General features: G+C 69.1%; 28 protein-coding genes and 1 tRNA gene. 16 read left to right on the plus strand and 13 right to left on the minus strand.

What is annotated here, in order from left to right; genetic code table 11:
- Nucleotides 1–82: 82 nt before the first annotated feature.
- The 3 genes from ACFVHY_RS07620 to ACFVHY_RS07630 all read right to left on the minus strand — a co-directional run bounded on the left by ACFVHY_RS07620 (nt 83) and on the right by ACFVHY_RS07630 (nt 4269).
- Nucleotides 83–2179, minus strand: coding sequence for an ATP-dependent DNA helicase (locus ACFVHY_RS07620; protein ID WP_390270435.1), 2097 nt, complete (start codon nt 2177–2179; stop codon nt 83–85).
- Nucleotides 2180–2303: 124 nt separating this feature from the next.
- The gene (locus tag ACFVHY_RS07625) at nt 2304–2915 is read right to left on the minus strand and encodes an isochorismatase family protein (RefSeq protein WP_078113560.1); all 612 of its coding nucleotides are present in this window, start codon (nt 2913–2915) and stop codon (nt 2304–2306) included.
- 49 nt (nt 2916–2964) lie between these two features.
- Nucleotides 2965–4269, minus strand: coding sequence for a nicotinate phosphoribosyltransferase (locus tag ACFVHY_RS07630; protein WP_065629058.1), 1305 nt, complete (start codon nt 4267–4269; stop codon nt 2965–2967).
- 19 nt (nt 4270–4288) lie between these two features.
- On the opposite strand from ACFVHY_RS07630, the gene clpS reads away from it, so the two are divergent.
- The 11 genes from clpS to rdgB all read left to right on the plus strand — a co-directional run bounded on the left by clpS (nt 4289) and on the right by rdgB (nt 11897).
- Nucleotides 4289–4612, plus strand: coding sequence for an ATP-dependent Clp protease adapter ClpS (gene clpS, locus ACFVHY_RS07635; RefSeq protein ID WP_058249987.1), 324 nt, complete (start codon nt 4289–4291; stop codon nt 4610–4612).
- Between the two features lie 70 nt (nt 4613–4682).
- Nucleotides 4683–5258: a DUF2017 domain-containing protein gene (locus ACFVHY_RS07640; protein WP_390270439.1), complete on the plus strand. Its 576-nt coding sequence runs from the start codon at nt 4683–4685 to the stop codon at nt 5256–5258.
- Between the two features lie 48 nt (nt 5259–5306).
- Nucleotides 5307–6407 (plus strand): P1 family peptidase, encoded by a 1101-nt coding sequence (locus ACFVHY_RS07645; protein WP_390270442.1) that lies wholly within the window; start codon nt 5307–5309, stop codon nt 6405–6407.
- Between the two features lie 112 nt (nt 6408–6519).
- Nucleotides 6520–6927, plus strand: a complete 408-nt coding sequence (locus ACFVHY_RS07650; RefSeq protein ID WP_065629055.1) for a Mov34/MPN/PAD-1 family protein — start codon at nt 6520–6522, stop codon at nt 6925–6927.
- Between the two features lie 2 nt (nt 6928–6929).
- Nucleotides 6930–7217 (plus strand): MoaD/ThiS family protein, encoded by a 288-nt coding sequence (locus ACFVHY_RS07655; protein WP_065629054.1) that lies wholly within the window; start codon nt 6930–6932, stop codon nt 7215–7217.
- Nucleotides 7218–7219: 2 nt separating this feature from the next.
- Complete coding sequence (locus ACFVHY_RS07660; protein ID WP_390270447.1) at nt 7220–8191, plus strand: PLP-dependent cysteine synthase family protein; 972 nt, start codon at nt 7220–7222, stop codon at nt 8189–8191.
- Between the two features lie 25 nt (nt 8192–8216).
- Nucleotides 8217–8846: a rhomboid family intramembrane serine protease gene (locus tag ACFVHY_RS07665; protein WP_390270449.1), complete on the plus strand. Its 630-nt coding sequence runs from the start codon at nt 8217–8219 to the stop codon at nt 8844–8846.
- Nucleotides 8843–9649, plus strand: a complete 807-nt coding sequence (murI, locus tag ACFVHY_RS07670) for a glutamate racemase (RefSeq protein WP_390271474.1) — start codon at nt 8843–8845, stop codon at nt 9647–9649. Before ACFVHY_RS07665 ends, murI begins: the two co-directional genes overlap by 4 nt.
- 78 nt (nt 9650–9727) lie before the next feature.
- Complete coding sequence (locus tag ACFVHY_RS07675; RefSeq protein ID WP_390270452.1) at nt 9728–10492, plus strand: cyclic nucleotide-degrading phosphodiesterase; 765 nt, start codon at nt 9728–9730, stop codon at nt 10490–10492.
- Nucleotides 10493–10527: 35 nt separating this feature from the next.
- Nucleotides 10528–11283 (plus strand): ribonuclease PH, encoded by a 756-nt coding sequence (gene rph, locus ACFVHY_RS07680; RefSeq protein WP_058249994.1) that lies wholly within the window; start codon nt 10528–10530, stop codon nt 11281–11283.
- Nucleotides 11283–11897: an RdgB/HAM1 family non-canonical purine NTP pyrophosphatase gene (gene rdgB / locus ACFVHY_RS07685; protein WP_390270455.1), complete on the plus strand. Its 615-nt coding sequence runs from the start codon at nt 11283–11285 to the stop codon at nt 11895–11897. The genes rph and rdgB overlap by 1 nt, the downstream gene beginning before the upstream one ends.
- Nucleotides 11898–11933: 36 nt before the next feature.
- Here the strand turns inward: rdgB and ACFVHY_RS07690 are convergent, their stop codons facing one another.
- The 5 genes from ACFVHY_RS07690 to ACFVHY_RS07710 form a co-directional block, all read right to left on the minus strand.
- Nucleotides 11934–12572 (minus strand): GNAT family N-acetyltransferase, encoded by a 639-nt coding sequence (locus ACFVHY_RS07690; protein WP_390270458.1) that lies wholly within the window; start codon nt 12570–12572, stop codon nt 11934–11936.
- Nucleotides 12569–13141, minus strand: coding sequence for a TetR/AcrR family transcriptional regulator (locus tag ACFVHY_RS07695; RefSeq protein WP_390270461.1), 573 nt, complete (start codon nt 13139–13141; stop codon nt 12569–12571). The genes ACFVHY_RS07690 and ACFVHY_RS07695 overlap by 4 nt, the downstream gene beginning before the upstream one ends.
- Before the next feature lie 157 nt (nt 13142–13298).
- Complete coding sequence (locus tag ACFVHY_RS07700; RefSeq protein WP_390270464.1) at nt 13299–14405, minus strand: glycosyltransferase; 1107 nt, start codon at nt 14403–14405, stop codon at nt 13299–13301.
- A gap of 49 nt (nt 14406–14454) precedes the next feature.
- Nucleotides 14455–14805, minus strand: a complete 351-nt coding sequence (locus ACFVHY_RS07705) for a DUF3817 domain-containing protein (protein ID WP_058249999.1) — start codon at nt 14803–14805, stop codon at nt 14455–14457.
- Nucleotides 14802–15239: a hypothetical protein gene (locus ACFVHY_RS07710; protein WP_058250000.1), complete on the minus strand. Its 438-nt coding sequence runs from the start codon at nt 15237–15239 to the stop codon at nt 14802–14804. The genes ACFVHY_RS07705 and ACFVHY_RS07710 overlap by 4 nt, the downstream gene beginning before the upstream one ends.
- Nucleotides 15240–15335: 96 nt before the next feature.
- Between ACFVHY_RS07710 and ACFVHY_RS07715 the strand changes: the two genes are divergently transcribed.
- The 3 genes from ACFVHY_RS07715 (at nt 15336) to ACFVHY_RS07725 (ending at nt 18220) form a co-directional block, all read left to right on the plus strand.
- Nucleotides 15336–15417: transfer RNA gene (locus tag ACFVHY_RS07715), tRNA-Leu, on the plus strand.
- 64 nt (nt 15418–15481) lie between these two features.
- Nucleotides 15482–16828 carry a hypothetical protein gene (locus ACFVHY_RS07720; protein WP_390270468.1) on the plus strand — a complete coding sequence of 449 codons (1347 nt, stop codon included), beginning with the start codon at nt 15482–15484 and terminating at the stop codon, nt 16826–16828.
- 3 nt (nt 16829–16831) lie between these two features.
- Nucleotides 16832–18220, plus strand: coding sequence for a PQQ-binding-like beta-propeller repeat protein (locus ACFVHY_RS07725; RefSeq protein ID WP_390270471.1), 1389 nt, complete (start codon nt 16832–16834; stop codon nt 18218–18220).
- Between the two features lies 1 nt (nt 18221).
- Here the strand turns inward: ACFVHY_RS07725 and ACFVHY_RS07730 are convergent, their stop codons facing one another.
- The 3 genes from ACFVHY_RS07730 to ACFVHY_RS07740 form a co-directional block, all read right to left on the minus strand.
- Nucleotides 18222–18506 carry a hypothetical protein gene (locus tag ACFVHY_RS07730; RefSeq protein WP_390270474.1) on the minus strand — a complete coding sequence of 95 codons (285 nt, stop codon included), beginning with the start codon at nt 18504–18506 and terminating at the stop codon, nt 18222–18224.
- 313 nt (nt 18507–18819) lie between these two features.
- A complete protein-coding gene (locus tag ACFVHY_RS07735) occupies nt 18820–19179 on the minus strand; it encodes an Lsr2 family protein (RefSeq protein WP_390270476.1) in 360 nt (119 codons plus the stop codon).
- A 112-nt stretch (nt 19180–19291) separates the two neighbouring features.
- Nucleotides 19292–20977, minus strand: coding sequence for a hypothetical protein (locus ACFVHY_RS07740; RefSeq protein ID WP_390270479.1), 1686 nt, complete (start codon nt 20975–20977; stop codon nt 19292–19294).
- Nucleotides 20978–21168: 191 nt separating this feature from the next.
- Here ACFVHY_RS07740 and ACFVHY_RS07745 point away from each other — a divergent pair, with 191 nt between their 5' ends.
- Together ACFVHY_RS07745 and ACFVHY_RS07750 are read left to right on the plus strand one after the other, a co-directional pair.
- Entirely contained in the window at nt 21169–21927 is a 759-nt protein-coding gene (locus ACFVHY_RS07745; protein WP_390270481.1) for an HNH endonuclease family protein, read from the plus strand.
- Nucleotides 21928–21973: 46 nt separating this feature from the next.
- The gene (locus ACFVHY_RS07750; protein ID WP_390270484.1) at nt 21974–23527 is read left to right on the plus strand and encodes a methyltransferase; all 1554 of its coding nucleotides are present in this window, start codon (nt 21974–21976) and stop codon (nt 23525–23527) included.
- Between the two features lie 135 nt (nt 23528–23662).
- On the opposite strand, the gene ACFVHY_RS07755 is transcribed toward ACFVHY_RS07750, so the two are convergent.
- Entirely contained in the window at nt 23663–24832 is a 1170-nt protein-coding gene (locus tag ACFVHY_RS07755) for a trans-sulfuration enzyme family protein (RefSeq protein WP_390270487.1), read from the minus strand.
- A gap of 8 nt (nt 24833–24840) precedes the next feature.
- On the minus strand, nt 24841–26142 hold the full coding sequence (opgC, locus tag ACFVHY_RS07760) for an OpgC domain-containing protein (RefSeq protein ID WP_390270490.1): 1302 nt from the start codon (nt 26140–26142) through the stop codon (nt 24841–24843).
- Nucleotides 26143–26175 lie beyond the last annotated feature (33 nt).

Consider the following 26175-nt stretch of genomic DNA (forward strand, 5'->3'; position numbering starts at 1 on the left):
CCTAGTGCCCCGCGGACGGGATTGTCTTGTCATGGATCGCCCGCCGTGTCGGGCGGGCCGGGCGCGGCGGGGTCGGTCGAGGTCAGCCCACCGAACGGGCGGGATCGGTCAATCGCGTCAGTGCCGAACGGACGACCGCGGGGTCGGTGGTACGCCACATCGGGGGCAGCGACGCGAGCAGATAGCCGCCGTACCCCGCCGTGGCCAGTCGGGAGTCGAGGACCGCGACGACCCCGCGGTCGTCGACCGAACGCAGCAGGCGGCCGGCGCCCTGGGCGAGCAGCAGCGCGGCGTGGTTGGCCGCCACCGACAGGAATCCGTTGCCGCCGCGCGCATCGACCGCACGCTGCCGGGCGGTCAGCAGCGGATCGTCGGGACGAGGGAAGGGGATGCGGTCGATGAGCACGAGGCTCAACGACGGGCCGGGCACGTCGACCCCCTGCCACAGGGACAAGGTGCCGAACAGACAGGTCGCCGGGTCGTCGGCGAACCGCCGGACCAGGGTGGACGTCGTGTCGTCGCCCTGACACAGCACCGGGTGGTCGGTGCGGTCGCGGATCGCGTCGGCGGCTTCGCGCGCCGCGCGCATCGAGGAGAACAGACCGAGCGTGCGTCCGCCGGCGGAGTTCACGAGCTCGGCGATCTCGTCCATCGTCCGCGACGAGATGCCCGAGCGGTCGGGTCGGGGGAGGTGACGTGCGACGTAGAGGATCGCCGACCGCGGGTAGTCGAAGGGCGAGCCGGCATCGAGGCCGGTCCAGCGGGCCGAACCCGAATCGGACGGGACCGCCTTCCCGCTGGCGGTGACGTCGGCGGTGCTCGACCCCTCTGCTGGGCTCGTCTCGTCCGTCACCGGACGGTCGGTCCCGCGCCCCGACGCCGGGAGTCCCCAGGTCGCGGCGAGGGCGTCGAAGGAGCCGCCGATCGTGAGGGTCGCCGAGGTCAGGATGACCGTGGCGTCGGCGAACAGGGAGGCCCGCAGCAGGCCGCCGACCGACAGGGGTGCGATGTGCAGGATGGGCCGGGGCTCGGCCCCGCGGCGTGAGGTGTCCAGTGACGCCCACACGACGTCGCGCCGCTTCGCCTCGTCGGGTTCGTCGAACGCACCGAGTACGCGGACGACGGTGTCGTGCATGTCCTCGAGCGAGGTCAGGGCCGCCGAGCGGGCGGCCGCCGCGCCGTCGTCGGCGCCGGCCATCCGTACCGGTCCGATCGCGGTGCGCGCCTGCCACAGCCGGTCCCGCAGCATCACGAGGACAGCGGTGGCGTCGGACGGCAGGCCGGTCCACTGGCGCATCGGCGCGTTGTCGAGCAATTCGCCCAGCTGTTCACCGGCCCCCAGGAGGGCGTCGGCGGTCTCCTCGTCGACGAGCTTCCCGCACCGGCGTGCGACGAGCGCCACCGAGGCCGCCGACAGTTCGTCGGTGGCCACCGACGTCATCCGGTCGACGAGCTCGTGGGCCTCGTCGATGACGACGACGTCGTGCTCGGGCAAGACGTTGGCCGGGCTCGTGGCGTTGATGGCCAGCAGCGCGTGGTTGGTCACCACCACGTCGACCTTCCCGGATCGGCGGCGGGACTGCTCGGCGAAGCAGTCCTCGCCGTAGGAGCAGTTGGCCGCGCCCAGGCACTCGCGGGCGGTGACGCTGACCTGTCGCCACGACCGGTCGGAGACGCCGGGGACGAGGTCGTCCCGGTCGCCGGTCTCGGTCTCGCTGCTCCACTCCCGCAGGCGCGTGACCTCCCGGCCGGTGCGCGACAGCTCGAACGGGTCGAACAGCTCGGTGTCCGGCTCGTCGGCGGTACCGGAGTGGATCTTGTTCAGGCACAGATAGTTTCCGCGCCCTTTGAGAATCGCGAAGGTGGGCTCGCGGCCGATCGGCTTCTTCAGCGCCTTGGCCAGGCGGGGGAGATCGCGCTCGATGAGCTGGCGCTGCAACGCGATCGTCGCGGTGGACACCACGACGGTGCGGCCGCTCTCGACGGCGTGCCGGATGGCCGGCACGAGGTAGGCCAGCGACTTGCCGGTGCCGGTGCCGGCCTGGACCGCGAGATGCTCGCCGGTGTCGATGGCATGCGCCACCGCGGAGGCCATCGCGACCTGACCGTCGCGGCGGCGACCGCCGAGTGCGGTGACCGCCGCGTCGAGAAGGTCGGTCACCGGGGGTGTGTTGGGCATGAGGTGTGTTCCGGTTGTCCTTGCTGGGTTCGCCGTGCGCGGGAACGGTGTTCTTTCAGACGTATCGCGGGCCCGGTCGGTTCCCGCTGTCGAGATCGGGATCGTGGTCGGGACCGCGGCGCTGCTACCCGGTCCGACTCGACCCGTCGTAGAGCAGGTCGCCCACGAGTTCGACACCCGCCTGCCGCAGCGCCGAGAGAGCCTTCGACGTCGTCTCGGGCGCGACACCGGCGGTGAAGTTGAGGAGGACCCGGGTGGTGAAGCCGGCCTCCACCGCGTCGAGCGCGGTCGCCCGCACGCAGTGGTCGGTGGCGATGCCGACGATGTCGACCGACTTCACTTTCCGCTCCCGCAACCACACGGCGAGGGTGGAGCCGTCGGCGGCCGCGCCCTCGAAGCCGGAGTACGCGGCGCTGTACTCGCCCTTCGAGAAGACCTCGTGCGCCGCCGCGGCGTCGAATTCGCGGTGGAACGCGACACCGTCGGTGCCGACGCGGCAGTGCGGTGGCCAGGTGTCGACGTAATCGGGGTCGTCGGAGAAGTGCGCACCGGGGTCGATGTGGTAGTCGCGGGTCGCGACGACGGTCCGGTATTCGTCGAGGATCGACGTGACCGCCCGCGCGACCGCGGCGCCGCCGTTCACCCCGAGGGCGCCGCCCTCGCAGAAGTCGTTCTGCACGTCGACGACGATCAGCGCGTCGGCGGGACGGGTGCCGTCGCTGCGTTCGGCGCTCATCCATTTCTCCTGTCGTCGGGGGACATCGGTTCCGGGCGTCGGGGTGCGGTCAGCCGAGCTCGTAGCGGGTCGGCACCGCGGGATCTCCATGGGACAGTCCCAGACCCTCCCAGGGCAAGCTCACCAGGCCGGCCGCGAGGTGCGCGCGGGCATCGGTGAGAGTGGGCAGCGACGCCACGGGCGTCCCACCGCGGACGAGCGGGATCTGCAGGTCGCGGATGCCGAGCCCGTCCGGCGCGGGGCGGGTGCCGTCGGCGCGATACACGATCTCCTCGACGATCGTGCCGCTGGACCGGGCCGCCCGCACGGCCGACTTGGCGCCGCCGCGCGACTCCTTGTGACTCGCCCGTTTGGCGACCGGCAGGCCGTCGACCTCGACGAGTTTGTAGACCATCCCCGCCGTCGGCGCCCCGCTGCCGGTGACCAGGGACGTCCCGACCCCGTAGGTGTCGACCGGCTCGGCGCGCAGCGAGGCGATCGCGTACTCGTCGAGATCACCGGAGACGACGATCTTCGTCTCCGTCGCGCCCAGGTCGTCGAGTTGCGCGCGGACCTGGCGCGCCAGCACCCCGAGGTCGCCGGAGTCGATGCGCACGGCACCGAGTCCGGGGCCGGCCACCTCGATGGCGTTGCGCACGCCCTGGGTGATGTCGTAGGTGTCGACCAGCAGCGTGGTACCGATCCCGAGGGCCTCGATCTGCGCGGCGAACGCGGCCTTCTCGTCGGGCCCGTCCGGGCCGGTGAAACCGAGGGTGAAGGCGTGGGCGGCGGTGCCTGCGCTGGGTACGCCGAAGCTCCGGGCAGCCTCGAGGTTCGAGGTGGCGGCGACGCCGGCGATGTAGGCGGCGCGCGCACTGGCGACCGCGGCGCGCTCATGGGTGCGCCGCGAGCCCATCTCGATGATCGGGCGCGACCCGGCCGCGCTGACCATGCGGGCCGCGGCCGACGCGATCGCGCTGTCGTGGTTGAGAATCGAGAGGATCAGGGTCTCGAGGAGGACCCCCTCCGCGAAGGGCGCGCGGACGGTGAGGATCGGCGAACCGGGGAAGTAGAGTTCGCCCTCCCGGTAACCGTCGATGTCACCGGAGAACCGATAGTCCCGCAGCCAGGCCACCGTGTCCGCGTCGAGGAATCGCTCGACCACGGCGATCTCCTCGTCGCCGAACCGGAACGCCGCGAGCTCGTCCAGAACGCGGCCGGTTCCGGCCACCACGCCATAGCGCCGGCCGTCGGGGAGGCGGCGCGCGAAGACCTCGAATGCGCACTGGCGGTGCGCAACCGGGTGGCGAAGTGCCGCTGCGACCATCGTCAGTTCGTACTGATCGGTCAGCAGCGCGGTGTTGTCGTTGCTCACAATCGCCTACCCTGTCCTCATGGCGCCTGACGAAACTCGTGCGCACGAGGCTACCCCCGGCGGTACGGCGGTTGCCGAACCAGAGGTCGCCGACGGCGCGGCGGGACTCGACAAGCCCTGGATGACGATCGTGTGGGACGACCCGGTCAATCTGATGCGGTACGTCACCTTCGTCTTCCAGAAGATCTTCGGCTACTCCGAGTCCCGCGCCAACGAACTGATGATGCAGGTCCACACCGAGGGCCGGGCGGTGGTGTCCTCCGGGGACCGGGAAAAGGTCGAGGCCGACGTCGCGAAGCTGCACGCCGCGGGGCTGTGGGCGACGATGCAGCGGGATTCGTGACCCGGACCGGCCGCGGACGACTCCGAACCGGCCGGGCGGCCTTCGCGGCGCGGCAGGCACACTGAGACGCGTGCGCACCTGGAAACGCAAGGGGCGCGGCGAGACGATGCGCATCGCATCGCAACTCGACGCGCACGAAGCAGAGCTGCTCGCGTCGATGGTCACGTCGATGTGCGAATTGCTCACCGAACGAGCCGATTCCGCACCTCGCGACGACCTCGCGAAGCTGACCGGTATCGACGTCGGGCACTCGCAGGCACCCGACGATGTCACCCTGGGCCGTCTCCTCCCGGATTTCCACCGGCCCGACCAGGACGACGAACTCTCCGCCGAGGTCGTCAACGGCGAACTGAACTCGGCGCTGCGGAGCGTTCACGAACCACAGATCATCGACGTCAAGCTGGGCGCCGCCCGGGTGTTGCTCGACACCCTGCCGGCCGGCGGCGGGGACTTCGCCCTGACTCCCGACGAGGCCGCGGCGTGGCTCACCTCGCTCAACGACGTGCGACTGGCACTCGGCGCGATGCTCGGGATCTCCGAGGACACGCCCGAGCAGTTGCCACCCGACCACCCGCATGCGGCGCATCTCGACGTCTACCACTGGCTCACGGTGATGCAGGACCTCCTCGTCGAAGCCCTGATGTGATCTAGGGTTCCGTTCGGGAACTTCGTCCGCTTCGACGTCAGGGGTCTCGTGAGCACACTCGGCCGACCGGCCCCGGCCGGCAATCGCATCACCGACATCGCCGGCCTCGCCGTCGGGCACGCGCACCGCGTCGACCCCGACGCCCGGGTCGCCGGTGCACCGGAGGCCCCCGACGGTCACGGGTGGGCCACCGGGACCACCGTCGTACGGGTGTCGGCGCCGGGCGCCATCGCCGCCGTCGACGTCCGCGGTGGCGGTCCGGGTACCCGCGAAACCGATCTCCTCGACCCGTCGAACACGGTCCAGACCGCGCACGCCATCGTGCTCAGCGGAGGTAGTGCCTACGGACTGGCCACCGCCGACGGGGTCATGCGCGCGCTCGAGGCCGACGGGATCGGACTCCCGCTCGACGACCGCGGGCACGTGGTGCCGATCGTTCCCGCCGCGGTGATCTTCGACCTCCCCGTCGGCGCCTGGGACCACCGACCCGACGCGGACTTCGGAATGGACGCGGTCCGCGCGGCGGACACGGAATTCGCCGTCGGGTGTGTGGGTGCGGGTGTCGGCGCCCGGGCCGGCGCGCTCAAGGGCGGGGTCGGGACGGCGTCGATGACGTTCGACGCCGGTCCCGCGGCCGGCATCACCGTCGGCGCAGTGATGGTCGCCAACCCGGTCGGGGCGGTCATCGACCCGCAGACCGGGCTGCCGTGGGACCTCGGCGAGACCGAACTGGGCCGCCTGGGGTTGCGCCGGCCGTCGGCCGCCGACATCGACTCGCTCGCCGACCTCGCGGCGAAGCACACCGTGCTCAACACGACGATCGGTGTCGTGGCCACCGATGCCGCGCTCGACGCGCCGATGACCAAGCGGCTGGCGATGGCCGGACACGACGGTCTCGGGCGGGCGATCAGGCCCGCGCACTCGCCGCTCGACGGGGACACGATCTTCGGCGTCGCCACGCGCGCGGTCCGGCCGTCGACACCGACACCGGCGCCGGCGGGCATGCATGCCGACGTCGCCGTGGTCGCCGAGGTGTGCCGGGCCGCGGCCGACGTCGTCCAGCAGGCCATCGTGAACGCGGTCCTCGCGGCGGAACCGGTCGCATCGATCCCCACCTACGCACAGGCGGCGCCGTCGGCGTTCCGCTGACCGGGGTCGTTGCGAACGCCGAACGGAATAGGTGCCGCGGCGACGATGTTGCGCCTCGGAGAACCCGGGGTGCCCGGGTGCGTACACGTCTGGACAGGAGAATGCGACACCGATGCTGAAGATCGGGCAGGAGCTGGTCGACGCCATGGTCGCGCACGCGCGCGCCGACCATCCCGACGAGGCCTGCGGGGTGATCGCCGGGCCGGAGGGTTCCGACGATCCGCAGCGTTTCATCGCGATGATCAACGCCGAGCGGTCGCCGACCTTCTACCGTTTCGACTCGGCAGAGCAGCTCGCGGTGTGGCGGGAGATGGACCGCCGGGACGAGGAACCCGTGGTGATCTACCACTCGCACACCGCCACCGAGGCGTACCCGAGCCGCACCGACATCTCCTACGCCGGCGAGCCCGGCGCGCACTACGTGCTGGTGTCCACGCGCGACCCCGAGACCGCCGAGATCCGTAGCTATCGCATCGTCGACGGTGCGGTCACCGAAGAAGAGATCGAGATCAGGAGCTGAGAATGTCTGTCACCGTGTCCATCCCGACGATCCTGCGTACCCACACCGGCGGGGAGAAGCGCGTCGAGGGGTCGGGTTCGACGCTGGCCGCCCTGATCGACGACCTCGAGACGGGCAACGCCGGGCTGAAGGAACGACTCGTCGCGCCCGACGAGAACGGCACCGCCAAACTGCACCGGTTCGTCAACATCTACGTCAACGACGAGGACGTGAGGTTCTCCGGCGGCCTCGACACCCCGATCGACGACGGCGACGAGGTGACCATCCTGCCCGCGGTCGCCGGCGGCTGAGCGTGGCCCGCTACGACTCCCTGATCGACTCGGTCGGCAACACCCCGCTCATCGGTCTGCAACGGCTCTCGCCGCGCTGGCACGACTCCGACGAGGGCCCGCATGTCCGCCTGTGGGCCAAGCTCGAGGACCGGAACCCGACCGGATCCATCAAGGACCGCCCCGCGCTGCGGATGATCGAACAGGCCGAACGCGACGGGTTGCTGCGGCCGGGCTCGACGATCCTCGAACCCACGAGCGGCAACACCGGCATCTCGCTCGCGATGGCGGCGAAACTCAAGGGCTACCAACTGATCTGCGTGATGCCCGAGAACACCTCGGAAGAACGTAGGTCGCTGTTGCGCATGTTCGGCGCGCAGGTCATCTCCTCACCCGCGGCGGGCGGTTCCAACACCGCGGTCGCGGTGGCCAAGGGCCTCGCCGCGGACAATCCCGAGTGGGTGATGCTCTACCAGTACGGCAATGCGGCGAACGTCGCGGCACACTACGAGGGCACCGGCCCCGAGTTGTACGCCGACCTGCCCGAGATCACCCACTTCGTCGCCGGGCTCGGCACGACCGGAACGCTGATGGGCGTCGGGCGATTCCTGCGTGAGCGCAATCCCGAGATCGAAATAGTCGCCGCCGAACCGCGGTACGGCGACGAGGTCTACGGCCTGCGCAACATCGACGAGGGTTTCATCCCCGAGCTGTACGACGATTCGGTGCTGACCCGCCGCTTCTCGGTGACCGGCGTGGACGCGGTCGCGCGAGTGCGGGAGCTGATCGACCTCGAGGGCATCTTCGCGGGCATCTCCACCGGCGCGATCCTGCAGGCCGCGCGCGGTATCGGCCGACGGGCACTGAAGGCCGGGACGCGCGCCGACATCGGCTTCGTCGTGCCCGACGCGGGATGGAAGTATCTGTCGACCGGGGCGTACGAAGGTAGTCTCGACGACGCGGAGCAGGCACTCGAAGGCCAGCTCTGGGCCTGACCCCGCTACCGAGGACTTTCCCGCCATGAGCTCGTACACCCCGCCGGTCGGGCAGCAACCCGCGCGACGCGCGCGTCCGCTGTGGCTGCGTTCGGCGATCATCACCGCGTGCATCGTCGCGGTGCTGTTCGTCATCGAGGCCATCGATGTGGCGACCCACTACGACCTCGACCAGAACGGCATCGTGGCACGTCAGGTGGACGGGCTGGACGGCATCCTGTGGGCGCCGCTGCTGCACGGCGACTGGCAGCATCTGCTCGCGAATCTGATGCCCGGCGCGGTGCTGTGTTTCCTCGTGCTGATGACGCGGCAATTCCTCATCGTCACCGGCATCACCTGGGTGGTGTCGGGGGTCGGTGTCTGGCTGTTCGCAGCGCCGTACTCGCCGACCGTCGGGGCGTCGGGCATCGTGTTCGGCTGGCTCACCTTCCTCATCGTCCGCGGCCTGTTCAATCGTGATCTGTGGCAAATCCTCGGTGGCCTCGTGCTCTTCCTGGTCTACGGCTCGATTCTCTGGGGCGTCCTGCCTTCGGAGCCCCTCGTCTCCTGGCAGGCCCACCTGTTCGGCGCGATCGCCGGCGTGTTCGCGGCATGGGCACTCGCGGCACGGGATCGACGTAAGCCGGCGGTCACCGGACCGGGGGTGGCGCCATAATCGCGGGCGGTCAGGACGCACCCATCGGGATCTTCGACTCGGGTGTCGGGGGACTGACGGTCGCGCGCGCCATCATCGATCTGCTGCCGGACGAGGACATCGTCTACATCGGCGACACGGCCAACGGGCCGTACGGTCCGCTGACGATCCCGGAGATCCGACGCCATGCCCTCGCGATCGGCGACGACCTGGCCGAACGAGGGGTCAAGGCCATCGTCATCGCCTGCAACACCGCCTCGGCGGCCTGCCTCCGCGACGCGCGTGAGCGTTACGCCCCCATCCCGGTCATCGAAGTCGTGCTGCCGGCGGTGCGCCGCGCGGTGGTCGCCACCAAGACGGGCCGGATCGGCGTGCTGGGCACCGAGGCGACGATTTCCTCACGGGCATATCAGGATTCGTTCGCGGCCGCACGCGACGCGGTGATCACCGCAGTGCCCTGTCCGCGGTTCGTCGACTTCGTCGAACGCGGTATCACCAGCGGCCGGCAGATCCTCGGACTCGCGCAGGGCTACCTCGAACCGCTGCAGCAGGCCGGCGTGGACACCGTGGTCCTCGGCTGCACCCACTACCCGCTGCTGTCCGGGGTCATCCAGCTGGCGATGGGCGACGAGGTCACCCTGGTGTCGAGCGCGGAGGAAACCGCGAAGGACCTCTTCCGGGTCCTGACCGAAGCCGACCTGCTGCATCCACACACGGGTCGTGAGGCCACCCGCGTCTTCCAGGCGACCGGGGATCCCGACTTCTTCGCGCGACTCTCGAACCGATTCCTGGGACCGGTGATCGGCGCCGTGCAGCACGTCTGAGGTGCCCGGCGCGCTTCGCCGCGCAGTTGTGACCCGTATACCGACGCCCGGGCGCGGAATCGTGGCACAGTGGGTCGTATGCGTCTCACGGTCCTCGGGTGCTCGGGCAGTGTGGGCGGACCGGGGGCCGCGTGCTCCGGTTATCTGCTCTCCGTCCCCGGTAAACAACCGGTCCTGGTGGACTGCGGCCCGGGTGTCTTCGGCGAGCTGCAGCGCGTCACCGACCCCTGCGACGTCGCCGTCGTACTCAGCCACCTCCACGCCGACCACTGTCTCGATCTGCCCGCGATGCTCGTCTGGCGTCGTTACGCGCCCGAGCCCGCCAGGCGCCGGGCACCGCTGTACGGCCCGCACGGCACCGCGCTGCGGATCGGCTACGGCTCATCGGAATACCCCGGACAGCTCGACGACATCACGGACACCTTCGACGTCCACGAGTGGAGCGACGACCAGGAGATCACCCTGGGCGGGATGCGCATCCGGGCGATGAACGTCAATCATCCGCCCGACACCTTCGGTCTGCGGATCACCGGCCCCGACGGACAGGTCATCGCCTACAGCGGGGACACGGCACCGTGTGACGAGCTGATCGACCTCGCGGCCGATGCGGATCTGTTCCTGTGCGAGGCGTCGTGGACGCACGCCCCTTCCGAACGCCCGCCGGATCTGCACATGTCGGGCATCGAGGCGGGGGAGGCCGCGACCAAGGCCAATGTCCGTGCCCTGGCGATCACCCACGTCGCCCCGTGGTCGGATGCGGCGGAGATTCTCGCCGAGGCCCGCAGCACGTTCTCCGGTCCGACCGAGCTCGTCAGCCAGGGACAGGTCTTCGACCTCACCTAGCTGTCGTGTCCGCGCCGGTCGTTACAGTGAGACCCGTGACCACACGAGCTGACGGCAGAGCCGACGACGAACTCCGTCCCATCACGTTCACCCGCGGTTTCACCAGTCATCCGGCGGGTTCGGTCCTGGTGGAATTCGGCAAGACGCGGGTGATGTGCACCGCGAGTGTCACCGAGGGTGTCCCGCCGTGGCGTCGTGGTTCGGGGTTGGGCTGGCTGACCGCGGAGTACGCCATGTTGCCCGCCGCCACCCACGACCGGTCGTCGCGTGAATCGGTCAAGGGCCGGGTGGGTGGTCGCACCCACGAGATCAGTCGACTCATCGGCCGGTCGCTGCGTGCGTGCGTCGATCTCGGTGCGCTGGGCGAGAACACCATCGCCCTCGACTGCGACGTGCTGCAGGCCGACGGCGGTACCCGCACCGCAGCCATCACCGGTGCCTATGTCGCGCTGGCGGACGCGATCACCTACCTGCGTGCCGCGGGCAAACTGTCCGACCCGCAACCGCTTTCGTGCGCGATCGCCGCGGTCAGCGTGGGGGTCGTCGACGGCCGCGTCCGGCTCGACCTTCCCTACGAAGAGGATTCGCGCGCCGAGGTGGACATGAACGTCGTGGCCACCGACGCCGGCACGCTCGTCGAGGTGCAGGGCACCGGCGAGGGTGCGACGTTCCCGCGCTCGACGCTCGACGCGCTGCTCGACGTGGCCGCGATCGGTACCGAGAAGCTGTTCGAGGCGCAGCGAGCCGTGCTCGCGGAACCGTATCCCGGCGAATTGCCCGGGCGGGCCTGATGTCCTCGGTGCTGCTGGCCAGCCGTAATCGCAAGAAGCTCGCCGAATTGCAGCGCGTCGTCGACGCTGCGGGCATCACCGGGGTGGAGGTCATCGGTCTCGACGCCGTGGCCGAGTACCCGGAGGAACCCGAGACCGGGGCCACCTTCGAAGACAATGCGCTGATCAAGGCCCGCGCGGGTGCGAAGGCCATCGGAATCCCATGTCTCGCCGATGATTCCGGCATCGCTGTGGATGCCCTGAACGGCATGCCGGGCGTGCTGTCGGCGCGCTGGTCCGGCCGGCACGGGGACGACCCGGCCAACAACGCGCTGCTGCTCGCCCAGCTGTCGGACACCCCGGACGAACGACGCGGCGCCGCGTTCGTCTCGGCCTGCGCGCTCGTGCTGCCGGACGGGACGGAGACGGTGGTGCGCGGCGAGTGGCGTGGGCGGGTCCTGCGGGAGGAGCGCGGGCCGCACGGTTTCGGGTACGACCCGTTGTTCGCCCCGGACGACGAGATCGCCGACGGCCGGTCCGCGGCGGAGCTGTCGCCGGCGGAGAAGGACGGGCTCAGTCACCGCGGAAAAGCGTTGGCGCAATTGGTTCCGGCGCTGCGGGCGCTCGCGGGCTGACCCCCCTTTGCGTCGGCGTCGGCGTCGGGACGAGCGTCAGCTCGCGGTTCCGGTGTACATGTAGACCCCCAGCGTGTGCGGCTCGCCGTCGAGCAGGATGTCCATGTCGTCGGCGCCGGCACGCGACATCCCCTGTCGCTCGTAGAATCCGAAGGTGCACAACGAGTCCGTGTACAGATGGAAGTCCGAACGGCCGCGGTCGCGGAGATGGTCCAGGAACGCCTGATAGAGGGTCGCCCCGACGCCGTGTCCTCGTGTCGTGGAGGCGACGGCGAACAGGGTGAGTTCGTCGTCGAGCGGCCTGCCGGTCCGGGCGCCGAGCCGGTGGGCCACCGATTCGTACGCGAAGAAGCCGCGTAGCGCCTTCAGTTGGGGCAGTCCGAGAATCGCGGCTCGAGCGGTGTGCGCCCAGAGCAGCGCCCGATTCTTCGTCCGTTCGCGCAGATGCGGCTCGCCGTTGACCCGTCCGAGGATGATCCCCACCACGTGGCCGTCCTTCACCGCGACGCGGCTCCAGGTGCTCGCCACCAGTTGCTCGCGGAGGTAGACCTCGAGCGCGCTGTCGAGAACGCGGTGCCCGTGGACGTATCGGTGGATGTAGAACGCCTCGTCGATGATCTTCTTCACATCGTCGGCGTCGGTGGATTGGTATGGGCGATAGGTGATGTCGGTCATGATCCCTTCTTTGCGTGTGTGTGGGTGAGAGCGATGAGGTCTGCTTCGAGGGCGGCCCGGTCGGTGTCGTCGAGGACGGCTCCCCACAGGGGAGCGGTGTTCGAGCCGTCGGCGGCCGCGATGATCAGTCGCGTGACCGCCGGGTCGAGACCGTCGTCGGACAGCGCGGCGCGCCAGTGATCAGCGTCCTGCTGGGCGAGCGCGGCCGGGCCCGGCTCGTACATCAGGCTGGCGGCCAGCGCGATCTGGTCGCGCAGGCCGGCGGAGTCTCGCGCGTCGGCGAAACTCACCCGGATGTAGGCCCTGGTCAGCCGTCCCGGCGCGTCGTCCTCCTCGTCGGCGGTCCGTTCGACGTTCGACCGGAACTGGGCCATCAGGTCCGCCGCGAGTTCTTCGAGCAGGCCGTCCTTGGCGGGGAAGTGGTAGAGCAGTCCGCCCTTCGACACCCCGGCCGCGGCGGCGATCTCGGACACGGACACGGCGGCGCCGTGTCGCGCGACCAGACGGGCCGCGGCGTCGAGGATCAGCCGTCGGGTGTCGGCGGCACTCCGTCCGGTCGTGCGTGCCATCGGACCCTCCGTGCTCGATGTCCCGGGGATTTCCCGGATCACTAATTACTATACCGTCCAGACGGTACAGTTTCAATGGCCTGTTGACTGTGCGCGCGATCCCGTCGACCGGGCGTCGAAATGCATCGACTGTGCACGGGGCGAAGCAGAGGGGCGCTCAGCAGCCCGCGTGGACTCCCAACATCCGCGCGACCGACTCGGGCCAGGGGTACTGGGTCGCTCGGTGCCGCGCCGCCCGCTCGCGCTCCGCGCGAGGGAGGCTGAGGACCTGCCGGATCGCGCTCGCGAAGCCCGGGCCGGAGTCCTCGGCAGCCGCGCCACACGTGTCGTCGACCAGGGTTGCGACCGCCGACGACTGCGACCCGATGACCGGTGTGCCGGCGGCCAGTGATTCCAGCGCGGAGAGGCAGAAGGTCTCGTGCGGACCGGGGGAGAGGGAGATGTCGGCGCTGGCGAGGAGTGCGGCGACCTGACTGCGCTCGGAGAGATGGCCCAGGAAGGTCACGAGCAATCCGCGGGCCAGATGCTGCAGCGGGGCTCGCATCGGCCCGTCGCCCGCGATCACCAGGTGCGCCGGCGTTCCCGACCGATGGAGTCTGCCGAGCGCGGCGATGCTGCGGTCGGCGCGCTTCTCCACCGAGAGGCGTCCGCAGTGGGCGATGAGCGCTCCGGTGCCGCCGGACCACCGTGCGCCCAGGTTCGGGTCGAGGTGTCGTGGGTCGAAGACATCGAGGTCGACGCCGAGCGGGGCGCGGACGACGTTGGTCGCCCTCACGCGATCGAACTCCGCGGCGGCGAAGTCGGTGGTGCACACGACGGTGTCGTAATCACGGGCGGTGGCCGCGTTCGCGCGGTCGGCCAGTGCACGTGCGGAGCGGCCGGGCATGACCTGGCCGAGCAGACGGTCGAGGCGTTCATGGGACACCATCGTCGAATGAATGTCTCGCCTGCGAGCCCACCGGCCGAAGCCGCGCAGGGTGAGGCGGTCGGACACCTCGAGGGCGTCGGGACGGAGATGGGCGAGGACGTCGGCGACGCGGCGGGCCGACGCCAGGCGGTAGCCGCCCGAGGCGGGAATCCGCGGTGCGGCCACGGTGATCCGCGTGACCCCAGAGTTCAGCGTCTCCTCGCCGGGATCGGCGCCGGGAACGATCAGGACGACGTCGTGACCGGCCCCGACATAGCCGGCGCCCCAGCGGTCCACCGCGGTGCGCAGACCGCCGGAGCGGCCGCCGTAGAAGTTCGCGAGCTGGACGATCCGCACGGGGTCCAGTCAGCCGGACCCGGGTGAACGGCCGCCCAGCGCAAGGAGATCAGAGGTTGAACTGCGCCTTCACTTCCTTGGTGCGCTTGTGCTCGAACCAGAAGGACAGGAAGGGGATGGTGCCCGCGATCGCGGTGATGATGGTCTTGCCGACGCTCCAGCGGACCTTGATCGCCAGGTCGATGGCCATGATCAGGTAGACGAAGTAGACCCAGCCGTGCACGAACGGTACGAAGTCCAGAGCGTGATTGTCGTAGCCGTAGGTCAGGACGAGTTCGACGACGAGCAGCAGCAACCACACGCCGGTGATCCAGGCGAGGACGCGATACCGCAACAGCGCGCCGCGGACCTTCTCCACCGGGGCGGCGAGGGCGGGGGCGGTGGGGTCGGTCTCGGTCACTGCGGGCCTTTCGATGAGGGGGTGGGTCGGGCGTCGGTGGTGTGCGCGTCGGCGTCGCGGAGCTCGGCGAGATAGCGGTTGTACTCGACCAGCGCGACATCGTTGGCGGGGTCCGGCGATGCCAACGACGACGCGCTGGGCGTGGTGGGTCGCTCAGGCAGGATGCCCTCCGGGATCTCGGCAACGGAGTTCTTCGCCGCGACCTTGCGGGCTTCCTCGGGATCGCTCTCCAGGATGACGAAACGTCGATAGGCATAGATCACGGCCGCGGCGAACGCCGGCCACTGCAGGGCGTAGCCGAGATTGAGTCCGGAACCGGATGCGGACTCATAGCGTGACCACTGCCACCACGCGAGCACCAGGCACACCACCGCGGCGGATACGGCGAGCACCGTGAGCGCGGGCCGGTGGGTGCGGCGGCGGGTGGGGGACATGGCTACGACGGTACCTGGCCTGCGATGATCAGAACGCGGCCGGTAGGGTGGTCGCCGTTACACTGCGTGACTCACACTCCGGCGAGTCGCGCCCACGCGCGAGTGGCGGAATTGGCAGACGCGCTGGATTTAGGTTCCAGTGTCTCAGGACGTGGGGGTTCAAGTCCCCCCTCGCGCACTCTGTGCTTGTTCGGCGCCGGCCGGCCTGACGGCGTCTGTCGAGGAGAAGCGGAGCGGCATCGATGGTCGACGACACGGGCTCGTCGGCATCGAAGCGGGCGTGGACCTACGCACTGGCACTGGTATCTGTTGTCGCTCTCGCCGTCGTGGTGGTCGGGCTGGTGCTGCCGCCACCCGATCCCGAACTGACGACGACACCGCCGCCGGCGTCGTCCGACGCCGAGAGTTCCGACCCCACTGCCACCGAGACGCCGACTGTGGTCGACGAGCCGGTCGACCCGAATGCCCCGATCCCCGGATGTGATGTCGTCGAGGCTCCCGACCAGTCGGGCTACACCGCGTACACGGGGATGGGGCAACCGACATACGACAACCCTCAGTTCCCGTGGTTCAACGGGCCGAAGGCGACCGCGATGTCGACGGCGCTGGTGAACGCGCTGCCGGTCGAAGCCGAGATCGAATTCGCGAGTCCGGAGCAGTCACTTGTCTTCCAGCCGATCATCGCCTTCGGCGAGCCGGATCCGGAGCCTCGCGGATTCACTTCGGCCCGAGGCGTATTGATCAATGGTGAGGGCAGAGGTGCTGTTTCGGTCGATGTCCGGCGCGCGTCAGCGCCTGTTCCGTCATGTGTGGCCGGGCAACTCGACGAGCGTCGTACGCTGCCCGACGGCGTGGTGGTCGACGTCCACGACGCCTGGCAGGAAGTGGACGGTGTCCGCACGCTGAGCAGGACGGCACGTGCTTACGTACCCGACGGATCGTGGATCATCGCGCGCGCCGATGACGCGATCGGCGGCAGCAGGCAGGACCACAGTGGGTCGATCCCGCTGACTGTCGACGAGCTGGTGCGTATCGTCGTCGACCCGGGGCTCCGCGTCAGCACTCCGGTCGCCCCGGATACACCGGCGCCGATGGAGGCTTGCGCCAACCCGTTCGAGTCGTACAAGGGCCCGTCGGTGACGCGTGAGAAGGCTCGCGCTCTCGATTCCGTTCTCGCAGCGGTCGATCTGGGCGGCGCCCGGTTGCCGCCGACGGTGCCGGTCGGTTCGAACGCGGAGGGCATGCTGTGCACCGGTGTCGCGAACCTCGGAGATGGTGTGGCACTCGAGATCACGATCGTCGGCGGTCAGCCGAGGCCGTCTGGGGAACGCCCGGTTCCGGGTCGGGGTAGCCAAAGGACGCTGCGCACGCTTTCCGACGGAACCGTGGTCCAGACCGACGTCGTCTGGCAGTCGAGACCTTCGACGACCGACCGACGGGAACAGGTCAGGGAGACGACACATTGCGCGGTGGTGACCCGCCCGACGGGCACGCGCGTGTCGGTGAGTTCGACGGCGGCCTCGCCGACCGAGCCGCTGTCGATACAAGAGCTGGAAAAGATCGCCCTGACACCAGGATTGGAGCTCTGACCGATGCCGGCCCGAAGCACGTGGACACTGATTGTCGCCGCGGTGGCCGCGGTCGTGACGGTCTCCGCGGCAACCGTGGTGTGGGTGGACCGGGTTCCGACGACAGTGCAGAAGATCACCGGAACCACCGCGGCGGCACCGGGTTTGGCGTGGTCGCTCGACCCTGCCGACCGGCTGGGTCGACCCTTCGCGGCTTTCGGCGACCCGCGCGCGGGCACTGCGTACGGGGTCGGCGAACCCGGAATGATCCGGTCCGGCGACACGCTTCTCACCGTCGTCGGTACCCCGAACGAGGGAATGACCCTCGGTGACCCCGTGATGATCGGCATCGACGCGACAAACGGACAGGTTCGCTGGCAGGCTCCGGCACATGACCTCGTCAGCTGCAGTGACGTTCCCCTCCATGGCAAGATCTACTGCCACGCCCTGCGCAAGAACCACGAACTCATCACCTATGACATCGACTCGGGTGAGTCCGTAAGACGCAGAGTGTCCGAGAACATCTTCGCCATCACGACCACGTCGGACGCCCTGTACGTCGCCGAGGGCAACGTCGAGGAGGACGACGTGCGAGTCCACTCGGGCACCTTCGACGACGTGTCCGCCCACTGGACCCGCCGATTCGACATGGGCGCCTCCTATGAGGAGGTGTACCCCAGTGAGGCTCTCACCGTGATCGATGGTGTGGGCCTGGTGCGCACCGGCGGCGACGTCGCACAATTCGATGCCCGATCGGGCGTCGAATTGTGGAGCAACGGCTCCCAATGCGTCGGGACGTCGACACTGCTGCCGGGCGGGTTCCTCGTCCACGCTGACACCGGTTGCCAGACGGCCGGTCACGCGACCGAGCAACTTCTCCGGGATACGGACGGGAAGGTGATCGCGTCGAGCTCTGACCCCACCGTGCAACGACCGGGGTACGAGTCCACGACCGACGCCGACCCCGTCCTGCTCGGCGACTCGGCCTACGACCGCGCCACCGGCGACAGGCTGTGGACCAACAGCGACCTCATTTCGCGCGACACCAACGCGACAGGAACCGTCACAGCGGTCGTCGACAGAGTTGTGTACCTGCTCGACACCAACAGCGGGGTCCGCAGCGAGAGTGGCATCGACCTCCACACAGGAAAACGCCTGTGGCACCACACGTGGGACGCGGATGCGAACGCCACGGTGAGTCCAGATGCTTACCGTGATGGTCTGCTGGCCGGCAGTGATGGCATCGCCCTGACCGCTGTCGACGTCACCACCGGCGAGGTCGCGTGGACGGCGCCGTTCCTCGCGATCGATTCCGACCCGGAGGCGTTCGCAACCGGCAGGGCACTCGAGCCCTACGGCGACGGCTGGATCTTCTCGTCCGACCGTCGAATGATCGGGCTCGCGCCGCTCTGAGTCACAGCTCGGCCGAGATGACCTCGACCGCGTCGTCGTCGGCGAAGACGATCTGATGATCGTCGGTCGAGATCGCCCAGCGGCGCAGCCGGGCGGTGTGCTCGTCGTCGATGCGGGTCTCGACGGTGGTGTCGCCGGTCAGGTCCGCGAAGTCGTCGACGACCTCGCCCTCTCTGGTCGAACCGTCGTCGAGCGTGACCCTGACCCGAACCGCCACGGCGACCTCCCCTGAGGCCTCGCCGTCAGCGTGGTCGGCGTCGACCGACTCGTTCTCCGTTGTGCTCATCCGGTTGTCCTGTCCCCCTCGGGTGGCCTCCGACGGTGACTGCATTGCACGTCGGTGAAACACCATGCGTTGAACGTCAGGTTATCAAAGATGTCCGTTTACAGAGTGAATACGGGGAGTTGCTGATCGGTGAGGCAAAATCCGCACGGCATCTCGATTCTGCGCCGCCGCAGGGTTTTTCCGCCAAGCCGACGAAACTCTTTAGGGCAGAACGTAATCGGCGGGGGATCGACAATCAGCCCCGCGGAAGAACAATCGCCAGAGTCCGAAGAATCGGGCTCTGGCGATCAATGTGACAACACGGTGGGCTACATCAGTGTGCGGAGTTGTATGCCTCGACGATGTCGTTCGGAATGCGGCCGCGTGCGGATACCTCATATCCGTTCTCCGCTGCCCATTCTCGAATCGAGGCATTCACCGACGCGCCACTCCCAGCGGAATTGGTCTTCGTCCGTGCGGATGGCGACCGTCGTCGGCCACCGACCCGGGTCGATGCCTTGAGTAGTTTCGCGACTGTCACCTTGCCCTGCTCGATCTTGTCGAGATTGGCCGCGGACACGTCGAGCTCGTAGTCGACGCCGAGCCACGACCACGAAACGGTCTGTGCGTCTTGGGGATCGAGTTCGCGACCGTCCAGGTCGTCGACAAAGGTCACCGTCTGAATTTTCGACACGCCCCCAACGGTAGTCGATAGACGCGTGGGAAGCATGGACCTGCGCTTTCCCGGTGTCGGGATTCTCGGGCGAATTGTCCGACATCGTGATCACCGAATGCGCATCACCGAGTCAATTGAGCCCGGGAATGGCGAATCGGGGCGGTTCGGGATGGCGAATGGATTCTTCCGGACGTGACGGTTCCGATGTTCTCGACGCCGATGACCGGGAGGCCTCCGGCTTTCGCGTCGGCTTGATGCGGGGAGTCGAGTCGGTTGTCGTCCGCCGATTGGCCTCCGCGCCGAGTCCGCTGCCCGTGGTGTCGTCGACGCGTAGGCACATCGACCGGATCACGTGGTGCGCGGTCACCAGCCCGTAGGTCATCGGCAGGCCCAGGACCGTGACGAGCAGTCTGGTGGGTCGTAGCGGGCTGTCACCGAGGATCGACGGCTCGATGACGTTGCCGACTTCCCGGATCAAATGCAGCGCCAGCTTGTATGCATAATGCGCCGCGGTGATCGGCTTGCTGACGGTGAGCTCGTCGAGCGACACGGTCTCCCACGGATCCGCGCCGTGGCCGACGTTGTGTCCGATGCCGAGGAGGATGTCGAGCGGGGCGCCACCGAAGATCGGAATCAGCGAACCGAACAGCGACGCGCCCATCTCGCCGATGGAACGGTCCTCCGCCGGGTCGAGCGGAATGAGGTTGTGGTGAATGCGGATTCCGCGCATGGCGCCGAGAATCCTGGTGGTCTCGGCCCGGATGCGGGGTGCGTCGGCGGGAGTGTTCTCCTGCGCCTGCGCAGACACATACCGCACCAGCCGGCCGAGTGTGAGCGACCCGATCGGCGTACACGTCTCGACATCGGCCAGTGCGAGGTGGTCGGCGATCTCGGCCACCATCGGCGGGATGGGGATGTCGAAATGCACGGTGTCGCTCGCGCGTCCGGCGAGGGCGCGCTGTTCATCGGTGACGCGTGCGAGGCACTGCTCGAGGACCGTTCTCGCGGTGGCCCGCAACAGGGCCTTCACCGCGAACTCCGACGAGAAGACGAACGCCGTGATGAGCCAGTTGTAGGTGACGAACTGGGCGAGGCCGTCGGCCTCGGTCCCGGCGAACGGGCTGCCGAGGTCGGGTGCCGAGCCGATGAGGAGCCGTGCCGGGACCAGGACAGTGGTGAACATGTAGAGCCACACCGTCTCCACTGCCTGGATGACGGTGATGTTCCCGAGCGGAATAGCCTCGGTGTGGCGGCCGTCGCGGATCTTGAGAAGGTTCGAGACCAGCAGTTGGGAGATCGGGTCGCGGTAGTCGAGTGCGGGATCGTCGTCGTCCGCCCCGAGGGTCAGCGGATGTTCGGTGACGGCGAGGGTCGAGATGTGCAGGCGCCGCATGTCGCGGTGCGCCGCTATCCGACTCGCCCGGGCCGACACGTGCATAGATGGCGGCAGGATGTCGTACACCGCATCGAAGATCGAGTCGTACACCACTGCGAGGGTTGTGAAATCGCCGCTCGCGCATCGCGTCTCGACGCCCTCGAGCGACTTCGGCGTCGGCAGTAGCGGGCTCGTCAGGGTCTCGATGCGCTCGAGTCGCTCCGGGTAGGTCTCGGTCTCCGGGTCGACGGTCGGAGTCAGTTCGTGGACCGGCGTCGCACGCAGGGGTGACGTGGAGAAGGGTGCCGGGCTGCCGAGCACCGCGGCGGTGCCCGACCCGCCGGCAAGTGTGGGCAACGACATCGCCAGTGTGAACACGGCGATCATCCGCAGAACCCATGGCGGTACACCCCGCGCCGCATTGCCCCGACCTGAACTCATGCACCCACTACCCGAATAGTCGTCCGATGACCCGGCGACACCGCCGGCGATCGTGCGCCGCGGCGGCGTCGTGCGTGACCACAGCAGTCCGCGAAGGGAAAGTTAGTCGAACGAAGCTTAAGGTGCGCGGCGAGAACCCGCGCACCGGGTCGGCGAACGGGGATGTCGGTGCGCCGTGCAACGATTCCGGGGTGAGGCGTCGAGCGGCATGGTTGTCGGGAGTACTCGCCGCGGTGCCGGTCGCCGTGGCGCTCGTGTCGTGCGTCGACGTCGAACCCGCCCCGGGCCTCGAGCGCCCCTCATCCGAGCGCACCCAGTCCATGCCCTCGACGACGGGGCCATCGTCACCGCCGGCTGGTGTGTCACCTGATATGCCACCACCGGCGGCCGGCCGTGAACAGGCCGATCTCGCGTCGCTGCAGGTGAAGGGTCGCGCGCCCAAGACCGGATATGAACGGTCGCGATTCGGTAGGGCATGGGACGACGCGGTCGACGTGCAGTACGGCCGCAACGGTTGCCGGACCCGGGAGGACATCCTGCGGCGAGACCTCACCGGCATCATCTTCCATGCCGACGGGTGCCGCGTGCTCGCCGGCACACTGGCCGACCCGTACACCGGTACGGAGATGCCGTTCACCCGAGGCGAGGACACCTCGGCGCTGGTCCAGATCGACCACGTCGTCGCGTTGTCGGACGCCTGGCAGAAGGGCGCGGCCGGGTGGACCGCCGGCAAGCGCGTCGAGTTCGCGAACGACCCGCGAAACCTCCAGGCCGTGTCGGGAGCCGTGAACCAGCAGAAGGGAGACGGCGACGCGGCGACCTGGCTTCCCCCGAACAAGTCGTACCGGTGCACCTACGTGAGCCGGCAGATCGAGGTCAAGAAGTCCTACGGGCTGTGGGTGACGCGTGCCGAACGCGACGCGATGAGTCGGGTCCTCGCGTCGTGCTGAACCCGTCGAGCCGCGGGCGCGCCGGTCGTCGGTAGCCTTGGGGACCGTGACCGCGGACCAGGGACGACTCCAGCCACTCGCCGACCGCGCGGATCGTCATCCTCTGTCCGAGCCCGCCGCCGTGGCGGCCCTCGGTGCCGATCTGCGGTCGGCGGGATACACGAACGACGGTGTCACCGAACTGCTCGGCGAAGGCGCTCACGATGCCCTCGTCCGCGGTGTCTGGTGGCCGGCCCTCGCCGCGACGGGTGATGTCGCTGGAGACCACCGTCGGCTGGCGACCCTCATACGGCTGTTCCTGCTGGGCTCGGACGAACCCGAAGCCGCTGTCGCGGAGGCATTTCCGACGGCGGGCGTCGACGTACTGGTCACGCAGGGCGTGCTGGCCCGGGTCGATGAATCGCTTCTACGGGCCCGCCTCGACATCCGTCCGCACGCCGACGACACCCGCGACTACCTCGTGATCGCCGACCAGGATGCCGCGATGCGACCCGGACCCGTTGCCCGCGACCACGTCCTGGGGATCGGCGGCGCGTCGATCTCGCTGGCCCGGGCCGTCATCCGCGAACCCGTCCGCCGAGCTCTCGACATCGGAACCGGATGTGGCATCCAGGCGCTGCATCTCGATGCGCACTGCGAGCAGATCGTGGCCACCGACACGAACGACCGGGCGCTGGCGTTGGCCGCCGCGACGGCCCGCCTCAACGGGATGTCGTGGGATCTGCGGGCGGGGAGCATGTTCGAACCCGTCGCGGGGGAGCGGTTCGACCTCATCGTGTCCAACCCTCCGTTCGTCGTCGGCGCGGGTGGGCAGGACTACATCTACCGCGACTCGGGCGTCGTCGGGGACGGGTTGTGCGAGCAACTCGTCCGGGAGTTGCCCACCCATCTGAATCCTGGTGGCACCGCCCAGATCCTGGCCAACTGGGTCATCCGCGAGGGCGAGGACTGGCCAGAACGGGTCCGCTCCTGGCTCGCCGGCACCGGACTCGACGCCTGGGTCGTCCAGCGGGAGGTCGCCGACCCCATCAGCTATGTGTCGCTGTGGTTGTCCGATGCCGGTGAGGACGAGGCGGCCGCCGCGCGGCGAGGTGCGGAGTGGCTCGAATGGTTCGAGGCCAACGGCATCGTCGCCATCGGGATGGGCTCGATCACCGCCCGCGCCCCGCTCGACGGTGAGCACCGCGAGCCCGACGTCGTGATCGAGGAGATCACCGGCGCCGGCGAAGAGGTGACCGGTCCCGAGGCGCAGGCGTTCCTCGCCCGACGGCGCTACCTGCGGGAGACCTCCGACGAACAGCTGCTCGCGCGGCGGCTGTCGGTGGCCCCGGTCATGCTCGAGGAGCACTCGCTCCCCGGGGACGAGGGCTGGCAACAGGTGTCGGCCGCCGTCCGCCGGCCCGGGGGTCCCGGCGCCGTTCTCGGCGTCGACGAGGTCTCGCGCGCACTGCTCGCCGGCAGTCGGGGGCAGGTCCCGCTGGGCGTACTGCTCGAACTCCTCGCCGACTTCCACGGCGTCGACGCCGACGCACTCGCCGAGGCGGCGCTGCCCGTGGTGCGCGAGGCGATCGGCCGGGGGATTCTGTACGAGGCGACCTGAGGGTGGTTGCGGGGAGTGGTTTCGACACGGCTCCTCGCTCCGCTCGGTGCCGGCTCAACCAGCGGGGGTCGGCTCCTCGACCTCGACGCGCTCCTTCGTCGCTTGCTCGGCCCGGCGGCTTCGCTCGGTGCCGGCTCAACCAGCGGGGGTGGCCGGGAAGGTCGCGTCCAGCGCCGCGGCGAGGTCCGCGATGAGATCGTCGGCGTCTTCCAGCCCGACCGAGAACCGCAGATGTCCCCACTCGCGGAACGGTTCGGGGTAGGCGGCGACCCGTGGGCCGTCGGTGCCGACATGGACGATGAGTGACTCGTCGTGTCCCAGCGACACCGCCGAGGTGATCGTTGTCAGCGCCGAGACGAAACGGTTCTGGGTGGCCGGGTCGCCACGCACCGCGAACGCGATCATGGCCCCGAAGCCGCGGCCGCCGAACTGGCGGGCGGCGAGGTCGTGTTCGGGATGCGACGCCAGACCCGGGTACCGCACGTAGGCGATGCGCGGGTCGTCGTCGAGGAAGGCCGCGACCCGCTCGGCGTTGCGTTGATGCTGGGCGAACCGGAGCGGCAGGGTGATCGCGCCGCGGGCGATCAGCCACGCGTTGAACGGAGAGATGACGCCGCCGACGTCGACCATCGCCTGTTCCCGGATCTGCGACATCAGCTCCGACCGGCCGAGCACGGCACCGCCCATGGCATCGCCGTGACCGTTGATGTACTTGGTCAGCGAATGGACGACGAGGTCCGCGCCGTCGGCGAGCGGACGGTACAGAGTGGGCGGCGTGAAGGTGGCGTCGACGAGCAGCAGGGCGTCGGCGTCGGCGGCGATCTGCGCCAGCGCGCCGATGTCGGCGACCTTCGTCGTCGGATTGGCGATCGTCTCGGCGATCAGCATGCGGGTGCCGGGGCGCAGGGCGGCACGCGTCGCGTCGAGATCGCCGACATCGACGAAGGTCGCCTCGATCCCGTACTTCGTCGGCAGCAGTTCCGACCAGAGCTTCCAGGTGGCCTCGTAGGTCGTGTCGGACACCACCACGTGGTCCCCGGCGGACAGGAACGTGAAGAACACTGCATGCAGCGCGGCCACGCCCGAGGCCAGGACGACGGCGTCGTCGGCCTCTTCCAGTGCGGCCAGCTTGTCCTGCAGCGCAACCTGATTGGCGCCGGTGTTGCGCGTGTAGAACAGTTGCTCGGTGCCCGACCAGCTCATCGCCTCGGGTTCGGGCGGGAGGTGATACGAGTTCGCCATCGTGATGGGCGTCCGCACCGACGGGCCCGACGAGTCGTTCCCGGCGTGCACGCTGCGTGTCATCTCACCCGTCACGGATGAACTCCCATCGGCTCGGTCGCACGTGTCCCGGCCGGTGCTGCTCCGGCCCGGACTGGCCCGTCTCGTTCTGGCCCGTCTCCGGCTGTCCCGGTCCGGTCGACGCCGGGCAGGTCGTCGACGACCGGTCGGGGTTCCCGGGTGATGTCCGAGCTCTCCGGGGTGGGGACGCCGGGCTCGGGGCCGGGGACGATGTCGGGTCGATGCGGACGCACGAGCCTGACCATCCGCAGCGGTAGTTTGTGCAGTTTGTCGACGTGCGCGAAGTACCGGAACTCGGCCCACCCCCAGCAGGAGGCGAACACCAGTAGCGCGACGGCGTCCATCGTGACGGTGTTCCAGGGGCGGTGGGCGATGTGGATCGGCACCACGACGAGGGCGATCGCCTGGATGACGTAGGAGTCGAGACTGCGGGTGCCGGTCATGACGAGTGGACGCAGCCAGTCGTGATGCCACCACCTGAGCAACAGTCGGAAGATCCCGTAGACGGCCGGGATGGCCAGATAGGCGCCGATCGCGCGGGCCGGGCGGAAGTCGAGTTTGTCGGCGACCGCCGGTTCGAGATGGGCCCACGGCCCGTAGTCGATGCCGAAGTGGAAGAACAGTGCCACCGCGAGCGCGACGGCGACGATCGCGACGATCCAGCGGTCGACGAACTCCGGCACACGCCACTGCGACCAGTTCCAGCCGATCACCAGTGCCGGGACGAACATGATCTGCCAGCCGGCGACGTTCTGGATGTGCGGTGCCGCCTGGTAGGCGCTCAGATAGAACCAGTCGGGGGAATGGACCAGCGAGATGAGGTACAGGGCGATCGAACCGGCGAGCACCCAGCGCCACCAGCCCTGACGCAGGAGGGGGAACAGCCCGAACGCGGAGATGAGCAAGACCATGTACAGCAGCAGGATGTTGCCCCCGCTGGGCAGATAGTCCATGGTCAGCGCCAGGCGCAGGCCGTCACCCCACCCGTCGACCGGCAGCAGGAGCGTCAGCCATCGGTGACCGGCCAGGGCGGCCGCGACCGCGACGAGGGCGATCGCCAGCTGGCACAGATAGAGGACGACGACCCGCTTGGCAAGACGCTTGTAGGCGAAAGCCAGGCCGTGGCGTGCGACCCACCGTTGATAGACCAGACCCAGCACGACGCCCGAGAGCATCACGAACGCGGACATGCCGTCGACGTACGGAAAGGCGTGGGTCGGGGTGGCCAGCACGGACTCATGCGCGAAGTGCGCGGTGATCATGCTCCAGATGGCCACCCCACGGGTGGCATCGATGGCCAGGTCTCGTTTCATTGACTTGCACGATAGACAGCGCCGCGGCCCGGG

Source organism: Gordonia sp. NPDC127522, assembly GCF_042672305.1.
Classification (GTDB): Bacteria; Actinomycetota; Actinomycetes; order Mycobacteriales; family Mycobacteriaceae; genus Gordonia; species Gordonia hongkongensis.